Annotated in this window: 15 protein-coding genes; 7 read left to right on the top strand and 8 right to left on the bottom strand. The window is 70.8% G+C overall.

Translation table 11 applies throughout. The annotated features are described in order from the left end of the window. The first annotated feature begins 1 nt into the window (after position 1). Together hemL and N1028_RS04135 are read left to right on the top strand one after the other, a co-directional pair. A complete protein-coding gene (gene hemL / locus N1028_RS04140; RefSeq protein WP_259525557.1) occupies positions 2 to 1381 on the top strand; it encodes a glutamate-1-semialdehyde 2,1-aminomutase in 1380 nt (459 codons plus the stop codon). A gap of 92 nt (positions 1382 to 1473) precedes the next feature. Beyond that, complete coding sequence (locus N1028_RS04135) at positions 1474 to 1848, top strand: hypothetical protein (RefSeq protein ID WP_259525555.1); 375 nt, start codon at positions 1474 to 1476, stop codon at positions 1846 to 1848. A gap of 59 nt (positions 1849 to 1907) precedes the next feature. On the opposite strand, the gene N1028_RS04130 is transcribed toward N1028_RS04135, so the two are convergent. The 3 genes from N1028_RS04130 to N1028_RS04120 form a co-directional block, all read right to left on the bottom strand. Beyond that, a complete protein-coding gene (locus N1028_RS04130; RefSeq protein WP_375163391.1) occupies positions 1908 to 2903 on the bottom strand; it encodes an MDR family oxidoreductase in 996 nt (331 codons plus the stop codon). Between the two features lie 68 nt (positions 2904 to 2971). Further along, complete coding sequence (locus N1028_RS04125) at positions 2972 to 3781, bottom strand: ABC transporter permease (protein ID WP_259525554.1); 810 nt, start codon at positions 3779 to 3781, stop codon at positions 2972 to 2974. Next, the gene (locus tag N1028_RS04120; RefSeq protein WP_259525553.1) at positions 3778 to 4647 is read right to left on the bottom strand and encodes an ATP-binding cassette domain-containing protein; all 870 of its coding nucleotides are present in this window, start codon (positions 4645 to 4647) and stop codon (positions 3778 to 3780) included. The genes N1028_RS04125 and N1028_RS04120 overlap by 4 nt, the downstream gene beginning before the upstream one ends. A 163-nt stretch (positions 4648 to 4810) precedes the next feature. Here N1028_RS04120 and N1028_RS04115 point away from each other — a divergent pair, with 163 nt between their 5' ends. Then, positions 4811 to 6271 (top strand): LssY C-terminal domain-containing protein, encoded by a 1461-nt coding sequence (locus N1028_RS04115; protein ID WP_259525552.1) that lies wholly within the window; start codon positions 4811 to 4813, stop codon positions 6269 to 6271. A gap of 13 nt (positions 6272 to 6284) precedes the next feature. Here the strand turns inward: N1028_RS04115 and N1028_RS04110 are convergent, their stop codons facing one another. Both N1028_RS04110 and trhO read right to left on the bottom strand, forming a co-directional pair. Then, positions 6285 to 7145: an isocitrate lyase/PEP mutase family protein gene (locus N1028_RS04110; protein WP_259525551.1), complete on the bottom strand. Its 861-nt coding sequence runs from the start codon at positions 7143 to 7145 to the stop codon at positions 6285 to 6287. Between the two features lie 22 nt (positions 7146 to 7167). Then, positions 7168 to 8118 carry an oxygen-dependent tRNA uridine(34) hydroxylase TrhO gene (gene trhO / locus N1028_RS04105; protein WP_259525550.1) on the bottom strand — a complete coding sequence of 317 codons (951 nt, stop codon included), beginning with the start codon at positions 8116 to 8118 and terminating at the stop codon, positions 7168 to 7170. Between the two features lie 70 nt (positions 8119 to 8188). Here trhO and N1028_RS04100 point away from each other — a divergent pair, with 70 nt between their 5' ends. Then, positions 8189 to 8737: a thioesterase family protein gene (locus tag N1028_RS04100; protein WP_259525549.1), complete on the top strand. Its 549-nt coding sequence runs from the start codon at positions 8189 to 8191 to the stop codon at positions 8735 to 8737. A 34-nt stretch (positions 8738 to 8771) separates the two neighbouring features. Here the strand turns inward: N1028_RS04100 and N1028_RS04095 are convergent, their stop codons facing one another. Further along, positions 8772 to 10340, bottom strand: coding sequence for a phytoene desaturase family protein (locus tag N1028_RS04095; protein WP_259525548.1), 1569 nt, complete (start codon positions 10338 to 10340; stop codon positions 8772 to 8774). 42 nt (positions 10341 to 10382) lie between these two features. Between N1028_RS04095 and N1028_RS04090 the strand changes: the two genes are divergently transcribed. Beyond that, positions 10383 to 14045, top strand: a complete 3663-nt coding sequence (locus tag N1028_RS04090; RefSeq protein ID WP_259525547.1) for a proline dehydrogenase family protein — start codon at positions 10383 to 10385, stop codon at positions 14043 to 14045. A 14-nt stretch (positions 14046 to 14059) separates the two neighbouring features. Here the strand turns inward: N1028_RS04090 and N1028_RS04085 are convergent, their stop codons facing one another. Next, positions 14060 to 14443 carry a GntR family transcriptional regulator gene (locus N1028_RS04085; protein ID WP_259525546.1) on the bottom strand — a complete coding sequence of 128 codons (384 nt, stop codon included), beginning with the start codon at positions 14441 to 14443 and terminating at the stop codon, positions 14060 to 14062. Next, positions 14440 to 14868: an Lrp/AsnC family transcriptional regulator gene (locus N1028_RS04080; protein ID WP_259525545.1), complete on the bottom strand. Its 429-nt coding sequence runs from the start codon at positions 14866 to 14868 to the stop codon at positions 14440 to 14442. The genes N1028_RS04085 and N1028_RS04080 overlap by 4 nt, the downstream gene beginning before the upstream one ends. Positions 14869 to 15035: 167 nt before the next feature. Here N1028_RS04080 and ddaH point away from each other — a divergent pair, with 167 nt between their 5' ends. After that, positions 15036 to 15908, top strand: coding sequence for a dimethylargininase (ddaH, locus tag N1028_RS04075; protein WP_259525544.1), 873 nt, complete (start codon positions 15036 to 15038; stop codon positions 15906 to 15908). Continuing rightward, the gene (rocD, locus tag N1028_RS04070) at positions 15905 to 17125 is read left to right on the top strand and encodes an ornithine--oxo-acid transaminase (RefSeq protein ID WP_259525543.1); all 1221 of its coding nucleotides are present in this window, start codon (positions 15905 to 15907) and stop codon (positions 17123 to 17125) included. The genes ddaH and rocD overlap by 4 nt, the downstream gene beginning before the upstream one ends. Positions 17126 to 17196 lie beyond the last annotated feature (71 nt).

The raw sequence follows: 17196 nt of genomic DNA, 5'->3' as shown, positions 1-17196 counted from the left end.
GATGTCCGCCACCACCAACGCCGCCGAGTTCGAGCGCGCCCAGCGCTCCATCCCCGGTGGAGTCAACTCGCCGGTGCGCGCCTTCCGCTCGGTCGGCGGCGTGCCGCGCTTCCTCGTCTCGGCGCGCGGACCCTACGTCACCGACTCCGAAGGGGTGGAGTACGTCGATCTCGTGAGCTCCTGGGGGCCAGCGATCCTCGGCCACGCGCATCCGCAGGTCGTGGAGGCCGTGCAGAAGGCGGCGGCGCACGGTCTCAGCTTCGGTGCCACCACGCCGGCTGAGACCGATCTCGCCGAGGTCGTGCGTGAGCGCGTACAAGCGGGCGGGGTGCACCCGGTCGAGAAGCTCCGGCTGGTCTCCACCGGCACCGAGGCCACGATGACGGCCATCCGGCTCGCTCGGGGCTTCACGGGCCGCGACGTGCTGATCAAGTTCGCAGGGCACTACCACGGCCACTCCGACTCCCTGCTGGCCGAGGCGGGCTCGGGGCTCGCCACGCTGGCTCTCCCCGCCTCCGCCGGAGTGCCCGCGGCGACGGCTGCGCTCACGATCGTGGTGCCCTACAACGACCTCGCCGCCGTGCGCGAGGTCTTCCGGCTGCGCGGTGACGAGATCGCGGCGATCATCGTCGAGGCGGCGCCCGCCAACATGGGGATCGTGCCGCCGGCCGAGGGCTTCAACGCCGCGCTGGCCGACATCGCTCATGCGCACGGTTCGCTGCTCATCGTCGACGAGGTGCTCACGGGCTTCCGGGTGGGTGCTGCCGGCTGGTGGGGCCTCGAGAACGCCGGCCGGCCGGTGGCCGAGGTGCATCAGGATGCGCCGGACGCACACCACGTGCCCGCCTACGTGCCCGACCTCATCACCTTCGGCAAGGTCATCGGTGGGGGTATGCCGCTCGCGGCGCTCGGCGGTCGGGCCGACGTGATGGACCACCTCGCACCCCTCGGGCCCGTCTACCAGGCGGGCACACTCTCCGGCAACCCGGTCGCGGTGGCTGCGGGTCTCACCACGCTGCGACTCGCGGATGCCGGAGTGTACGACGCCCTCGACGCCGCGGCCCGCACGGTCTCCGCCGCCGTCTCGGAGGCTCTCGCCGAAGCAGGGGTCGCCCACAGCGTCCAGCGGGCGGGCAACCTCTTCAGCTTCACGTTCGGCAGCGAGACGGCGCCCCGCGACTACGTCGACGTGCAGGCGCAGCAGGGTTATCGATACGGGCCGTTCTTCCACGCCATGCTCGACGCGGGAGTCTCGCTGCCGCCATCGGTGTACGAGGCGTGGTTCGTGTCGGCGGCCCACGACGAGGCGGCGATCGACCGCATCATCGCCGCGCTTCCCGCGGCGGCGCGGGCGGCAGCCGGGGCCCGTCGACCGGCGTGATCAGCCGAGCGCCGGGCCTGAATTCCTGAATCGTTATATGCCCTCGCGGCCAATCCTGCCGTTCTTCAGGCAAGCCACGGCAGGATAGGAGCATGGCCGTTCTCTTCGTCCACACCGATCGCCTCGAGATCCGCCTGACGCGGGCCGAGAAGATGCTCTCCTTCCGCCGCACGGACATCGTGGTGCCGCTCGAGAGCATCCGCTCCGCCGCGCTGACGGACGATCCGTGGGTGTGGGTGAGGGGCATCCGTGCTCCGGGCATGGCCGTCCCTCTCACGCTCGCGGTGGGCACGTGGAAGTTCCACGACGGCAAGGACTTCCTGCTCGTCAAGGGCACCCGCACCTCGGTCGTGATCGACCTCGAGGATCAGGAGTTCTCGCGCATCATCGTCACGACCTCGCACTCCGTGCAGCTGCTGCGCGCGCTGCGGCTGCCGCCGCTCGAGGGCACCGAGATCATCGACTGACGGCACGTCGCGGAGTTGCTGCCGCGGCGGCGGCCACCGCGGCAGTCCGCTGCCCGCCGTCAGAGCGCCGGGTCGACCACGGTGCGCCCCCGAACCCCGCCTTCGAGGATGCGCTCGGCCACCTCGAGCACCGAGCCGAACCCGATCGTCTCCGTGAGCGAATCCAGCGCGGCCGTGTCGAGCTCGTCGGCCAGCGCCGCCCACGCTCGCTCGCGCAGCGCACGCGGAGCCTCGACCGAGTTCGCCCCGGTCAGGGTCACCGATCGCAGGATGAAAGGCATGACCGACGTCGGCAGATCGGGCCCCTGGGCGAGTCCGCAGGCCACGACCGTGCCGCCGTAGCGGGTCTGCGCCACGATGTTGGCGAGGGTGTGAGAGCCGACCGAGTCGACGGCTCCCGCCCAGACCTGGCTCTGCAGGGGCTTCCCGGCCGAGGAGAGCTCAGAGCGGTCGACCACCCGTGAGGCCCCGAGTCCGCGCAGGTAGTCGCCCTGCTCCGAGACCCGGCCGCTCGAGGCGACCACCTCGAATCCGCGGCCTGCGAGCAGCGAGATCGCGAGGGAGCCGACGCCGCCGGCGGCCCCGGTGACGATCACCTCACCGGATTCCGGCGTGACCCCCGCATCCGAGAGCGCGAGGACGGCGAGCATGGCCGTGAAACCGGCGGTGCCGACCGCAGCAGCGCGCTGGGGTGACAGCGACTCGGGAAGCGGGATGAGCGCATCCGGTCGCACGCGGGCCCTCGTGGAGAGACCACCGTGGCGCGACTCGCCGATGCCGTCGCCGTTCAGGAGCACGAGCTGACCCTCGGAGAAGCGGTCGGAGCCGCTGGCGGAGACCCGTCCGACCAGGTCGATCCCGGGGATCAGCGGCCAGTCCCTCACGACGCCAGGGCGGCCGAGAAGAGCGAGCCCGTCTTTGTAGTTGATGCTCGAGAACAGCACGTCGAGGTCGACCGCCTGGTCGCCGCCCGTGCCTTCGAAGAACTCCTCGTCGTCGATCTCGAGGAGCCGTGCCGGCGCGCCCTTCTCGGTGGTCACGAAAGCCTGGGTCACGAGTCCTCCTCCAGTGGAGTGCCGCGGACCGGCACCCGATCCACGCTACTCCGGCACTCGTGGGAACGTCAGGAGACGTCGCGCCGCCAGCTCGTGAGGAACCCGATGAGCGTGGCGATCGCCGCGTACGCGACGAGGACGAGGCCGCCCTGCCACCAGTCGAGGCCGGCGGAGGCGCCGGACATCGCCGTGTAGATGCTGGCCCCGACGAGAGAGTCGCTCGCCGCTCCCGGGAGGAACTGCGCCACCTGTGCCGACCAATCGGTGAAGCTCGCCGCGAGCCGCAGGAGCGGCTCGACGAACTGCGTGAACGCGAGCACGATCACGATAGCGGCGACCTGGCTGGGCACGAGCACGCCGAGTCCGACTCCGATGGCCGACCACAGCGCCATCGCCAGGACGGAACGGCCGATGAAGGCCCAGGTCTCGGGATCACCGAGCAGCGGGTCGATCCCGAAGGCGGCCAGGAGCGACGCGCCGAGCCCGATGGAGGCGATCAGCGCGACGACTCCGAAGAGGGCGCCGACGATGAGCAGCGTCGTCGCCTTGCCGCCGAGGACGACTCCCCGGCGCGGGTTGGCCAGGAAGGTCGGCGTGAGCGACTGGAACCGGAACTCGCTCGTGACGGCTAGGGCCCCGAAGAGCACGGGGAAGACGTAGCCCACCGACGTGGCGAAGCTGTAGACGAGCAGGGGAAGCTGGGCATCGGGGATGACGGGCCCGTTCGCGCCGCCGCCGAGTCCGCCGAGGATGCCGGCCATGCCGCCCGCGCAGAGCCCGACGTAGGCGGCCATGATGACGAGGAGCACCCACCACAGCCGAGTGGTGCGCACCTTGGTGAACTCGGAGCGCACGGCCCCCAGATATCCGGCGCTCACAGCGCTCCCTCCTCGCCGACGAGGGTGAGGAAGCTCTCCTCGAGTCCCGTCCGCTTCTGCGACAACCCGGTGAGCGGGATGCCGGCCTCGAAGGCCAGCCGTCCGATCGTGGCGGCGTCGGCGTTCTCGACGAGCACCCCCGAGCGGAGGTTCGACACCTGGTAGCCGGCTTCGGTGAGCACGGTGGCGAGCCGGTCACGATCCTCGGCGTTGACCTGCACCTGCTTGGTGTCGGACGTGTCGAGGCTCGACAGCTCTCCCCGATGCACGAGGGTGCCGTGGGAGATGATGATGACGTCGTCGACGGTCTGCTGCACTTCGCTCAGCAGGTGCGAGCTGATCAGCACCGTGCGGCCCTCAGCGGCCATCGCCCGCAGCAGCAGGCGGATCCACTTGATGCCCTCGGGATCGAGGCCGTTGATCGGCTCGTCGAGCACGAGCACGCCGGGGTCGCCCAGCAGGGCGAAGGCGAGACCGAGGCGCTGGCGCATGCCGAGCGAGTAGCCACCGACCCGACGGTCTCCGTAGCCGGACAGGCCCACCTTCTCGAGCGCGGCATCCGGTGCTGTCTTCGGCAGCCCCGCCGACTGCGCGTAGACGGCCAGGTGGTTGCGGGCGCTCCGACCGGGGTGGAAGCTCGCGGCCTCGAGCGATGCACCGACGGTCTGGAGCGGGGAGTCGAGCTTGGCGTAGGCGGTGCCCCCGAAGGTAGCGGTGCCGGAGGTCGGGCGCACGAGTCCGAGCAGCATGCGCAACGACGTGGTCTTGCCGGCGCCGTTGGGCCCGAGGAACCCCGTGACCTGGCCGGGCTCGACCGTGAAGGTGAGGTTCGAGACCGCACTCACCTGGCCGAACGTCTTCGTCAAACCGGAGAATTCGATTGGTACGCCAGTGGGCATCGATGTGGTCCTGTCGGTGTCCGGGGCGGGCTCGCAGTTCGCGACCGCCCTTCAACCCTAGGGGTGGCGGCTCGGGGTTGTCACAGCATTCCCACAATCCTGAGAGAATCCCTCTGACGGAAGGATGCGCGTGACCGAGGAGCTCGAAGACGCCGGTCTCGTCGAGCACATCCGGCGTCGCACCCTCCGCGGCTCGGTGGGCCTCGTGGTCGACAGCCTGTTCTTTCTGTTCGGAACGCTCTCGATCGGCTGGCTCGCCTTCCTCGTGGCGACGGAGTCGTTCGCCAAGGGCTGGGGCCAGCTGTGGTTCCTGCTCGTGTTCTGGGTCGTGGTGGCCTACCTGCTGCTGCCGCGCGTGCACAGCATCCTCACCCTCTTCTACGTGCCCGACTACTTCATCGGCCGCGCGAAGACCAGAGAAGGTCTGCTCGGCGACCCGGTGAACGTGGCGCTGAGAGGCACCGAGCAGCAGGTGCACGCCGCGATGCTCGCCGCGGGCTGGCACCAGGCCGACGACATGGGACTCACCTCGGCCCTCCGCACGGTGCGCGGAACGCTGCTGCGCCGTAGCTACCCCGGCGCTCCCGTCTCGCGCCTCTACCTCTTCGGCACCGTGCAGGACTTCACCTACCAGCAGGAGGTCTCGGGGAACCCCTCGAAGCGGCATCACGTGCGTTTCTGGCGCTGCCCTCCCGGCTGGCTGCTGCCCGGCGGCCACCAGGCCGATTGGCTGGCGGCCGGCACCTACGACCGCAGCATCGGCATCTCGTTCTTCACGCTGCAGGTGACGCACCGCATCGACAAGGAGACCGACAAGGAGCGCGACCACATCGTGGCCTCGCTCGCGGAGGGCAACCCCGTGGCCTCCGTGGAGCTCATCCGCAACTTCTCGACCGGCTACCACCACGTCAACGGCGGCGGAGACGCGATCGTGACCGATGGCGACCTTCCCGTGGTCGATCTGCGGGACGTGGCCGCCCCCGATCCGGACGCCCCTGGTGGCCTCGAGGCCGCGCTTCCCGAGGCTGAGCGTCCGATCCCGCCGACGCCCTCGGCCGTGTTCTCCGAGCAGCCGATCAAGAGCGTGCGGCGGCCGGCTTCGCTCTACCTGGGCGTGCTCCTGATGGCCCTTCGTGTGCTGGCGGCCCTCGCCGCAGCGGTGGTGGTGGCCTTCTCGATCGGCGACGGCGAACTCGACTTCCGCGGCGTCACCGGCGCGCTCACCCCGGACGACACACTCTTCCTCACCTCCCTCGTGGCGGCGCTGTTCGTGACCATCGCACTGCTCATCGCCGCGCTGTACTCGGTGCTCGCCTTCCTCATCTACCACGGGCACAACTGGGCGCGGTTCGCCGCCATGGGCCTGAGCTCCGCCGCCATCCTCATCACCGCCCTCGACTTCGTGAACGGCGGGCCGCAGATCACCCTCGAGACGAACCTCGTGGGCCTGTCGTTCGACGTGCTCGTGCTGCTCGCCCTCTCGGGCACGGATGCGCGCCGGTTCTCGCACCGCCGGGCACTCGAGCGGCGGGCGGCGCGCGCGGAGCGGAAAGCAGCGCGCACCGCCGGGGCCAGGAGCGCCGCGGCCTGAATCACCGGCCGGCTCAGCTGGTGGTGGGCGTGTCATCGGGGAGTCCGGCTCCCGCATAGAGGGAGAGCGCCGATTCCTGGAGCGCCGCGAGGGCGACCCGCTGCGGCCACGGACCGTAGGAGATGCGAGCGATGCCGAGCTGCTCGTAGCGCGCCGCTGAGGGGCCGCCCGGAATTCCCATCACGCTGACCCTCAGGTGTCCGATCCCCTCGACGAGGCGCAGCGCCGTGGCCTCGTCGACCGCGCCCGGCACGAACACGCAGGCCGCGCCCGCGTCGAGATAGGCGCGCCCGCGCTCGATCGCATCCTGCACCGCCTCGTCCCACCCCGGCCCGGCGGCGTCGCCGGTGAGCAGCGCATCGGTGCGCGCGTTGAGCACGAAGCGCACCCCCTCCTGCTCGGCAGCCTTGACCACCTCGGCCACGTTCTCGACCGACTCGATGTGGGGGCGCATCCGGTCTTCGATGTTCGCCCCCACGACACCCACCCCGATGGCACGCCGCACGATCTCACCCGGGTCGCCGTAGCCGCTCTCGAGGTCGGCGGTCACGGGCAGGGAGGTGGCGAGCGCGATGCGGCCCACCGCGTCGATCATGAGCTCGGGCGGGATGCGCTCGCCGTCTTCGTAGCCGAAGGCCGCTGCGATGGCGTGGCTCGCCGTCGCGAGCGCCTTGGTCTCGGGCAGCTCGGCGATCACGAGTGCACTGGCGACATCCCACACGTTCACGAGCGTGAGGATCTCGGGGGCGTGGTGCAGGCTCAGCAGGGCGTCGGCGCGGTCGTGGATGAGCTCGTGGCTCGGATGCGCGAGCCGTGGGTCGTAGGAATCGGTGGCGTGCGGGGAGTCGGTGGCGCTGCGGTCGGTCTCGCTCATGGCCAGAGCCTACGGCGAGGGGTCAGGAGTGCGCGGGACAGAACTCCGAACTGTTGAAGGCGATCCCGTCGGTGGCGGATGTGCAGGAATCGCAGAGCACGAGCTGCGTGCGGCATGAGGGGTCGGCGCAGTTCTGCAGGCGGGAGGTGGCGGCGCCGCAGGAGACGCACTCGCCGATCACCGCGGCATCTGGCGAGAACTCGATCGAGCCGCGGCGGTCGAAGACGTAGAGGGACCCCTCCCAGAGGCCCTTGTCGCCGAAGGCCTCGCCGTAGCGCACGATGCCGCCCTCGAGCTGATAGACCTCCGAGAAGCCCCGGGCGACCATGAGAGAGGAGAGCACCTCGCACCGGATGCCGCCCGTGCAGTAGGTGACCACGGGCTGCGACTTGAGATGGTCGTAGCGGCCGCTGTCGAGCTCGGCCACGAAGTCGCGCGTGGCGGCGACATCGGGCACGACCGCGCCCTTGAAGCGGCCGATCGAGGCCTCGAAGGCGTTGCGGCCGTCGAAGAACACGACCTCCTCACCGGCGGCGGCACGCTCGTCGACGAGGGAATGCAGCGCCGAGGGGTCGAGCTTGGTCCCGCCCCCCACGACGCCCCTCTTATCGACCTCCAGCTCATCCGGAGCACCGAAGCTCACGATCTCGTCGCGCACCTTGACGCTCAGGCGCGGGAAGTCGGTGCTCGCCCGGCAGACGGTGTGCTTCGAGGCCGGCCCGGGCGTCAGCCCCGAGCCCTCGCTCCACTTCACGTCGAGATCGCGGAACGGCGCGAACTCGCGGGTCTTCCGCACGTAGCGCTTCACCGCGTCGAGCTCACCGCCGAGCGTGCCGTTGATGCCCTGCGGCGATATCAGCAGCCGACCGCGGAGGCCGAGCGACTCGGCCAGGTCGCGCTGCCAGAGCCGCACCGCCTCGGGGTCCTGGATCGGCGCGAAGACGTAGTAGAGGATGATCTTCGGAACGGCCACCCGGCGATTGTAGTTGTAGATCTCGCACAGCGATCGCCGTCGCATCGGGTGCCGACCCTACGATCGTGCCGTGCACTTCTTCTTCCGGACCCTGCTCCAGACCCTCCTCGGCCGCTTCCGCTCCCCGCTGGGGGCGTGGGACGTCGCGTCGACCCCGTTCCGCGTGCTGCCGACCGATCTCGACCTGCTGCGGCACATGAACAACGGGGTCTACCTCTCGGTGCTCGACCTCGCGCGCGTCGACCTCATGCAGCGGAGCGGGCTGTACACGACGTTCACCGAGCGGGGCTGGTACCCCGTGGTGGTGGCTGAGACGATCAGCTTCCGGCGCTCGCTCGAGCTGTGGCAGAGGTTCACTGTCGAGACGCGGCTGCTCGGCTTCGACGAGAAGGCCTGCTACGTGGAGCAGCGCTTCGTGGTCGACGGGCAGATCTCTGCACGTGCGTATGTGCGGGCGCGCTTCCTCAAGCGCTCCGGCGGAGTGGTGACGGTGGACGAGATGCGGTCGCTCGCCGGGGATGCGCCGGACGACGGGCGGATGCCGGAGTGGGTGCGGGAGTGGGGCGCCTCGTCGGAGCTGCCGCCGAGGAAGACGGCCACACCGAGCGAGTGGAGCTGACGGGACGCCCGTCGGACGACGGCTGCCGTCGACGTCAGCCGTCGAGGTCGTCTTCGAGCACGGCCATCGCGGCACTGTGACCGCCGAGACCCGAGACGGCACCGCCGCGCCGTGAGCCGGAGCCGCACACGAGGATGCGCGGATGCCTCGTGGCCACCCCCCAGCGTTCGGCCGGTGTGGTCAGCGGGGCGTCGTCGTCGACGAACGGCCAGCTGAGCGGGCCGTGGAAGATGTGGCCGCCCGGCAGCCCCAGGGCGGCCTCGAGGTCTGCGGTGGTCTTGGTCTCGATGCACGGCCGGTCGTGCGCATCCGTGAGGAGGAGACTCTCGATCGGTTCGGCCAGCACGCTGTCGAGCGAGTCGAGCACGGCCCGCTCGAGGTCGGCGGCGCTCGCGCCGAGCCGGTGCGGGGCATGCAGGCCGAAGACGGTGAGGGTGTGTGCGCCCTGCTCGCGGAGCTCCGGCGAGAGGATGCTGGGGTCGGTGAGCGAGTGGCAGTAGATCTCGGCGGGCAGCGGCTGCGGCGTGCGGCCGGCGCTCGCCGCCCCGTGCGCATGCTCGAGCTGGGAGGCGAGCTCGTTGATGTGGAACGTGCCTCCGAAGGCCGCCTCGGGTGCGATCTCGGGATCGCGGAGGCGCGGGAGACGCGAGAGGAGGAGGTTGACCTTCACCTGGGCGCCCTCCGGGGCGCCTGGCAGGTCGCCTGGCTGCTCTCCGAGCAGGCGATCGAGCACCGCGGGAGCGACGTTCGCGAGGATGCGACGGGCCCTCAGGGTCTGGATGCCCCTCTCGCCGTCGACGGCCCGGTACCGCACCTCGCCCTCCGCGGTGACCGAGACGACCTCGGTGCCCGTGCGGAGCATCGCTCCCGCCGTGCGCGCCGCTCGGGCGAGCTCGCCGGTGACGGCACCCATGCCGCCCACCGGTACGTCCCAGTCGCCGGTGCCGCCGCCGATCACGTGGTAGAGGAAGCAGATGTTCTGGGCGAGACCCGGATCGTCGAGTGAGGCGAAGGTGCCGATCAGGGCGTCGGTGGCCACGACCCCCCGCACGATGTCGCTGTCGAAGCGCTCCCGGATGACCTCCCCGAGCGGCCGCTGGATGTACGCCTGCCAGAGGCTCTCGTCGCCGAGCATCCGCTTCGCCTCCGATCGGGTGATCAGCGGATCGGTGAGCCCTGGCCAGAAGGCGGCGGCGAGCCTCGCGAGATCCCGGGAGAACGAGTCGAACGCCGCCGCATCGCTCTGGGCACCGACGGCCGTGAACGAGGCGCGCGTGGCCTCCGGGTCGTCGTTGTCGATCAGGAGGCCGCGATCGGTGCCCGGAAGAGGGGTGTACGAGGAGTAGCGGCGCCGGAGGAGCTCGACGTCGAGGCCGAGCTCGTCGATGATCCTCCCCGGGAGGAGGCTGACGAGGTAGGAGTAGCGCGAGAGCTTCGCCTCCATGCCCTCGAAGGCATACGACGACACGGCTGCGCCGCCGAGCTCGTCTAGCCGTTCGAGCACGCACACCGACCGTCCGGCCTGCGCGAGGTAGGCCGCGGCGACGAGGCCGTTGTGTCCTCCACCGATGACGACGACGTCGAAGTCCTCCACAGACTGCATGCCTTGAGCCTAACCGCGCGACCCACGATCTATTGTCGAAGCATGACCGACCCCCACCTGTCTCCAGCGGCCGCCGACCTCGGTGAGCGGGCTGTGGAGCTCGCCCGGCACTGGCTCGACGCGAGCCGCGATGCACCGGTCGACCCCGCGGCCGCGCGGCTCGCGGGAGTGCTGAAGGATCCGGACGGCCTGGCGTTCACGGTCGGCTTCGTCGACGGCGTGGCACGGCCGGAAGACCAGGGGGTGGCGGCCAAGAACCTGGCTCAGCTCGCCAAGCGCGTGCCGGGCTTCCTCCCGCGGCACCTGCGAGCCGCCATCTCCGCCGGCGGCGTCGTGGGGGAGGCGCTTCCCGGAGTCGTCGTGCCGATCGCCCGACGAGTGCTGCGCGATATGGTCGGCCACCTCGTGATCGACGCTCGGCCTGCCAAGTTCTCGGCCGCCATGGAGAAGCTCCGCTCCGAGGGCACGCGGCTGAACATCAACCTCCTCGGCGAAGCGGTCCTGGGCGACCGTGAGGCGGCGCGACGCCTCGAGGGCACCAAGCGACTGCTGCAGAGGGACGATGTCGACTACGTCTCGGTCAAGGTGTCGTCGATCGCCAGCGGGCTCACGATGTGGGGATTCGACCAGAGCGTCGAGCGCGTCGCGCAGCTGCTCCTGCCGCTCTACCGGCTCGCCGCCCGCAAGGGTCCCCTCGGCGATCTGGGCGCCGACGCGCACGACCCGGAGACCGGCGCTCAGGGCGGGGAGGCCCCGCCCGCGGGCACCCCGCCGCGCCGCAAGTTCGTGAACCTCGACATGGAGGAGTACCGCGACCTCGACCTCACGATCGCCGTCTTCCAGCGGGTGCTCGACGAGCCCGAGCTGCTCGACTTCGAGGCCGGGATCGTGCTGCAGGCCTACCTGCCCGATGCCCTCGGTGCTCTGCAGCGCCTGCACACCTGGGCCGCGGATCGACGTGCCAGGGGAGGAGCTCCCATCAAGGTGCGCGTCGTCAAGGGAGCCAACCTCGCGCTCGAGCGCGTCGATGCCGCCCTGCACGACTGGCCGCTCGCCACCTACGGCACCAAACAGGAGACCGACACCAACTACAAGCGTGTGCTCGAGTGGGCGCTGCGGCCCGAGCACACCGACGCGGTGCGCGTCGGTGTGGCCGGTCACAACCTGTTCGACCTGGCCTGGGCGTGGCTCCTCGCCACCGATCGAGGGGTCACCGACGCGGTCGACGTCGAGATGCTGCTCGGCATGGCGTCGGCGCAGGCGGATGCGGTGCGCGAGACGGTGGGTTCGCTGCTGCTCTACACGCCCGTGGTGGAGCCGGCCGAGTTCGACGCCGCCATCGGCTACCTCGTGCGCCGACTCGAGGAGAACGCGAGCGAGGCCAACTTCATGTCGTCGCTGTTCGACCTCGCCACCGACCCGCAGGCCTTCGAGCGGGAGCGCGATCGGTTCCTCGGGTCGTTGCGGGCGCTGGAGCAGCCCGGCGCGGGGCGCCCCGTTCCCGCGCCCCATCGCACGCAGGACCGATCCCGCGCCGAGCTCGAACCCGCGGGTGGCGGCTTCTCCAACGCGCCGGACACGGATCCGTCGCTCCCGGCCAACCGGCAGTGGGCCGAGCGCATCCTGGCACGCGTGCCCGACTCCATCCTCGGCGCGCAGACCATCGCCGACGTCGAGGTGACCGACGGAGCCGCTCTCGACGAGCTCATCGACACGGCCGTCGCGGCGGGTGAGGCCTGGGGCGCGAGGAGCGCACGGGATCGCGCGGGGTACGTGCGTCGCGCCGGCTACGCCCTGGAGGCCAACCGGGATCGGCTGATCGAGGTCATGGCGAGTGAGACCGGCAAGACGATCGATCAGGGCGACCCCGAGGTGAGCGAGGCAGTGGACTTCGCTCGCTACTACGCACACTGCGCCCTCGAGCTCGACGATGTCGACGGAGCGCTCTTCGTGCCCTCCAAGCTCACCGTGGTGGTGCCGCCGTGGAACTTCCCGGTCGCGATCCCTGCGGGCGGGGTGCTCGCAGCACTAGCGGCGGGCAGTGCGGTCATCATCAAGCCCGCGCCGCAGGCGAAGCGATCCGCGGCCGTGATGGTGGAGGCCCTCTGGGAATCCGGGATCCCGCGCGACCTGCTCACCCTGCTCGACGTCGAGGAGGGTGATCTGGGCCAGGCCCTGATCGCCGATCCGCGGGTCGACCGGGTGATCCTCACGGGCGCCTACGAGACGGCCGCGCTCTTCCGCTCCTGGCGTCCGCAGCTGCCGCTGCTCGCCGAGACGAGCGGCAAGAACGCGATCGTGGTCACGCCCAGCGCCGATCTCGATCTCGCCGTCTCCGACATCGTCAAGAGCGCGTTCGGCCATGCCGGGCAGAAGTGCTCGGCGGCGAGTCTCGTCATCCTCGTGGGTTCGGTGGCGCACTCGAAGCGCTTCACACGTCAGCTCGTCGACGCGGTGCGCTCACTTCGGGTGGGGTTGCCCGACGATCCGGCGGTGCAGATGGGCCCGCTGATCGAGCCGGCCTCGGGCAAGCTGCTCGAGGCGCTCACCACCCTCGGTTCCGGAGAGCGCTGGCTCGTGGAGCCCCGGCCGCTCGACGAGACCGGACGGCTGTGGGCGCCAGGGCTGAAGGAAGGCGTGCTCCCGGGCTCGGCCTTCCACCTGACGGAGTACTTCGGGCCGGTGCTCGGCATCCTGCACGCCACGACGCTCGAGCAGGCCGTCGAGCTGCAGAACGCCGTGGCGTTCGGTCTGACGGCCGGCATCCACTCGCTCGATCCGTCAGAGATCGAGCAGTGGCTCGCGACCGTCGAGGCCGGCAACGTCTCTGTGAATCGCGGCATCACGGGAGCGATCGTGCGTCGGCAGCCGTTCGGAGGCTGGAAACGGTCGTCGGTCGGCGCGGGTGCGAAGGCCGGCGGGCCGAACTACCTGGTGCATCTCGGCTCCTGGCGCAATGAGCCCGGTGAGCAGAGCGACGGCCTCAGCCTCGCGGGCCTCGATCCCCGGGTGGCCAAGCTGCTCGACTCGGCGACCGGCGGGCTCGAGTGGAGCGATTTCGACGTGGCACGGCGAGGCGCCAAGAGCGACCAGCTCGCCTGGGAGACCCACTTCGCGGCCCAGGACGTCTCGGACCTCGGAGTCGAGCGGAACGTGCTGCGGTACGTGCCGGCTCACGTGGTGATCAGGCTCTCGGAGGGGCGGCGGCTGCACGAGCTCCTGCGCGTGCTCGCTGCGGCCACCCTCGCGAGAGCCACCGTGGTGGTGAGCTCGGCGGTCAAGCTGCCGCGGCCGCTCCGTGCCCTGCTCAAGGAGCGGCGCATCCGGGTGGTCATCGAGAAGGATGAGGCGTGGCTCGGTCGGGCGCCGGAGTACCTGGGGAGCGGGTCGTCTGCGAGCCGACCGGCGGAGGCCGACCACGCCACGGGCGGGGGCGCTGCGGCCGCGGGCGCCGTGCCGCGCATCCGTCTCATCGGTGGCGACGCGTCGGCGCTCGCCGAGGCTCTCGGCGGTTCGCCGGACATCGCCGTCTTCGGGGGCGAGGTCACTCTGGCGGGTCGCATCGAGCTCCTGCCCTTCCTCCGGGAGCAGTCGATCAGCGCCACCGCGCACCGCTTCGGCAACCCCAGCGCCCTGCTCGACGACGTCCTCCCGGCCGTCGACGACACGGCCCCCGAGCATCCGGAGCTCGTCCGGGTGGACTGACGGGGCGGGCTCCGTCAGGGGCGGTCGGTGCGGAGGGCCGCGGCCACGAGGGCCAGCGCATCGGTCGCGGGGATGCCGAGGGAAGTTGTGCGGTCGGCGTAGGCGCGGGCGGCGAGCTGCGCCTCACGCTCGGCGGGGGATCCCGTGGCCGAGACGAACGAGCCGAGACGGCCGCGGGTCTCGATCAGGCCGTCCGTCTCGAGTTCGCGGTAGGCGCGGGCGACGGTGTTGGCGGCCAGCCCGAGCTCGCCGGCCAGCGCCCGCACGGTCGGCAGCCGGGCGCCCGCAGCGAGCTCGCCCGATGCGACTGCGTCCCGGATGCCCGTGCGCAGCTGCTCGAACGGCGGCACGTTCGACCCCGGGTCGACGTGCAGACCGAGTCCCGACGAGCCGCTCATCGGCGGATGAGGTTCGACAGCACGATCGCGCTGCGCGTGTGGTCGACGTTAGGAGCGATCCGCACGCGCTCGAGCGCATCCTCGAGGCTCGGGATGTCGCGCGAGCGGATGTGCACAATGGCATCGGCGCTGCCCGTCACGGTTCCGGCATCGACCACCTCGGGCACTCCCGAGAGGATGCGCTTGAGCTCCGCGGGGGCGACCGTGCCGCGGCAGAACAGCTCCACGTAGGCCTCGGTGACGGTGCCGTCGAGGGCCGGGTTCAGCTGGATCGTGAAGCCCGTGATGATGTTGTCGGCGACCAGCCGGTCGATCCGCCGCTTCACCGCGGAGGCCGAGAGGCCCACGACCTGCCCGATGTCGCCGTAGCCGCTCCGGGAGTTGATCTTGAGGAGGTCGATGATCCGGTGGTCCAATGCGTCCATCCGGAGATGCTACGGCAGAATCTTGCGCGACAGCGCGAACTCTGCACAGAACCCGGTCTCGAGCGCCACGAAACGGCGGAATCTCCGTGCCACACTGAAGCTGGCGTGCCCCGTGCGGGGCCCGAGGACAGCGCGCTGGTCCGCCGTCGACCCTCCCAGGAGACCGTATGCCGACGCCCACACTGCACGACGCACCGAGCCCCGCCCCCGCCGACACCCCTCGCACCGCGACCCCTCGCCACTACCTCATGTGCCGCCCCGACCACTTCACGGTCGCCTACCGCATCAACCCGTGGATGGATCCGGCGGTCCCCACCGACACCGGTCTCGCCGTGCGGCAATGGCAGACCCTCCACGACACCTACCTCGAGCTCGGCCACGAGGTCGAGCTCATCGACCAGCTCCCGGCGCTCCCCGACATGGTCTACACCGCCAACGGCGGCTTCGTGATCGGCGGCATCGCCTACGGCGCCCGCTTCACGCACGAGCAGCGCGCGGCGGAGGGTCCGGCCTTCATGGAGTGGTTCGGCGAGAGGGGCTACCGCGTGATCGATCCCGCGAACACCAACGAGGGCGAGGGCGACTTCCTGCTGGTGGGCGAGCGGATCCTCGCCGGCACCGGTTTTCGGAGCGACACCGGCAGCCACGCCGAGGTGGCCGCGCTGTTCGGCCGCGAGGTCGTGAGCCTCACGCTCGTGAACCCCAGCTACTACCACCTCGACACGGCCATCTCGGTGCTCGATCCACTCACCGACGACGCCGGTGCGAACATCGCCTACCTCCCGAGCGCCTTCGACGAGCCGAGCCGCGCAACCCTCGAGCGGCTCTATCCGCAGGCGATCGTCGTCAGCGAGGAAGACGCCTCCGTGCTCGGCCTCAACTCGATCTCCGACGGGCTCAACGTGGTCATCGCCACCCGCGCCACCGGCTTCGAGCGCCAGTTGCGCGAGCGCGGCTACAATCCCATCGGCGTCGACCTCTCCGAACTGCTGCTCGGCGGGGGCGGCGTGAAGTGCTGCACCCTGGAGCTCAGGCGATGACCACGGCCACGAGCGCCATCCAGCAGGTCGACGACCACGCCGCGCACAACTACCACCCCCTCCCGGTCGTGGTCGCCACGGGCGAGGGCGCCTGGGTCACCGACGTCGACGGCCGTCGCTACCTCGACTGCCTGGCTGCCTACTCCGCCGTGAACTTCGGTCACGGCCACCCGCTGCTCGTCGCCGCCGCGAAGGAGCAGCTCGACCGCATCACGCTCACGAGCCGCGCCTTCCACTCCGACCGTCTCGGCCCATTCGTGGAGGAGCTCGCGGCCCTCGCCGGCAAGGAGATGGTGCTGCCCATGAACACCGGAGCCGAGGCCGTGGAGTCGGGCATCAAGCTCGCTCGTGCCTGGGGCTACCGGGTGAAGGGAGTGCCCGAGGGCACCGCGACCATCATCGTGGCCGACGGCAACTTCCACGGCCGCACCACCACCATCGTGAGCTTCTCGGACGACCCGACCGCTCGCGACGACTTCGGACCCTTCACGCCGGGCTTCGTGCGCGTGCCCTTCGGCGACTCCGTGGCGCTCGAGGCCGCGCTCGCCGAGCACCCGAGCACCGTGGCCGTGCTGCTCGAGCCCATCCAGGGAGAGGCCGGCATCATCGTGCCGCCCACCGACTACCTCCCACGCGTGCGGGAGCTCTGCACCCGGCAGAGCGTGCTGTTCATCGCCGACGAGATCCAGTCCGGCCTCGGCCGCACCGGAGCCACCTTCGCGTGCGACCTCGCGGGTGTGGTCCCGGATGTCTACCTGCTCGGCAAGGCGCTCGGCGGCGGTATCGTCCCCGTCTCGGCGGTCGTGGCCGACCGCGACGTGCTCGGCGTGCTGCGGCCGGGGGAGCACGGCTCGACCTTCGGCGGCAACCCGCTCGCGGCATCCGTGGGTCTCGCGGTGGTGCGGATGCTCGCCACCGGCGAGTACCAGGAGCGCGCGGCCCGCCTCGGCGAGCACCTGCAGTCGCGACTGCGCGAGCTCCTCGGCCGCGGCGTGGTCGCGGTGCGGGGGGCAGGTCTCTGGGCGGGCATCGACATCGATCCGGAACTCGCGGATGGACGCCGCGTCTGCGAGCTGCTGATGGAGCGCGGCGTGCTCGCGAAGGACACCCACGGCTCCACGATCCGTCTCGCACCGCCGATCGTGGTCGAGGCCCATGAGCTCGACCACGCCGTCGATCAGCTCGCGATCGTGCTCGAGGGGCTCCGCGTGCGCTGAGTCGCTGCCCCGCGCATGCACACGCGAGAGTGCACAAGCGTGCATTCGCGCGGCGGGTGCTCGGGCGGGCG

This window comes from Herbiconiux oxytropis, assembly GCF_024979315.1.
GTDB lineage: Bacteria > Actinomycetota > Actinomycetes > Actinomycetales > Microbacteriaceae > Herbiconiux > Herbiconiux oxytropis.
The sequence above is the reverse complement of the archived record's forward strand: the minus strand, read 5'-3'. Positions and strand labels throughout refer to the sequence as shown.

Bases quoted from the DNA above. Each gene is read 5' to 3' on its own strand.
- N1028_RS04080 (WP_259525545.1), bottom strand. From the start codon at position 14,868: ATGGACGCATTGGACCACCGGATCATCGACCTCCTCAAGATCAACTCC.
- ddaH (WP_259525544.1), top strand. From the start codon at position 15,036: ATGCCGACGCCCACACTGCACGACGCACCGAGCCCCGCCCCCGCCGAC.
- N1028_RS04135 (WP_259525555.1), top strand. From the start codon at position 1,474: ATGGCCGTTCTCTTCGTCCACACCGATCGCCTCGAGATCCGCCTGACG.
- rocD (WP_259525543.1), top strand. From the start codon at position 15,905: ATGACCACGGCCACGAGCGCCATCCAGCAGGTCGACGACCACGCCGCG.
- N1028_RS04090 (WP_259525547.1), top strand. From the start codon at position 10,383: ATGACCGACCCCCACCTGTCTCCAGCGGCCGCCGACCTCGGTGAGCGG.
- N1028_RS04110 (WP_259525551.1), bottom strand. From the start codon at position 7,145: ATGAGCGAGACCGACCGCAGCGCCACCGACTCCCCGCACGCCACCGAT.
- N1028_RS04085 (WP_259525546.1), bottom strand. From the start codon at position 14,443: ATGAGCGGCTCGTCGGGACTCGGTCTGCACGTCGACCCGGGGTCGAAC.
- N1028_RS04095 (WP_259525548.1), bottom strand. From the start codon at position 10,340: ATGCAGTCTGTGGAGGACTTCGACGTCGTCGTCATCGGTGGAGGACAC.
- hemL (WP_259525557.1), top strand. From the start codon at position 2: ATGTCCGCCACCACCAACGCCGCCGAGTTCGAGCGCGCCCAGCGCTCC.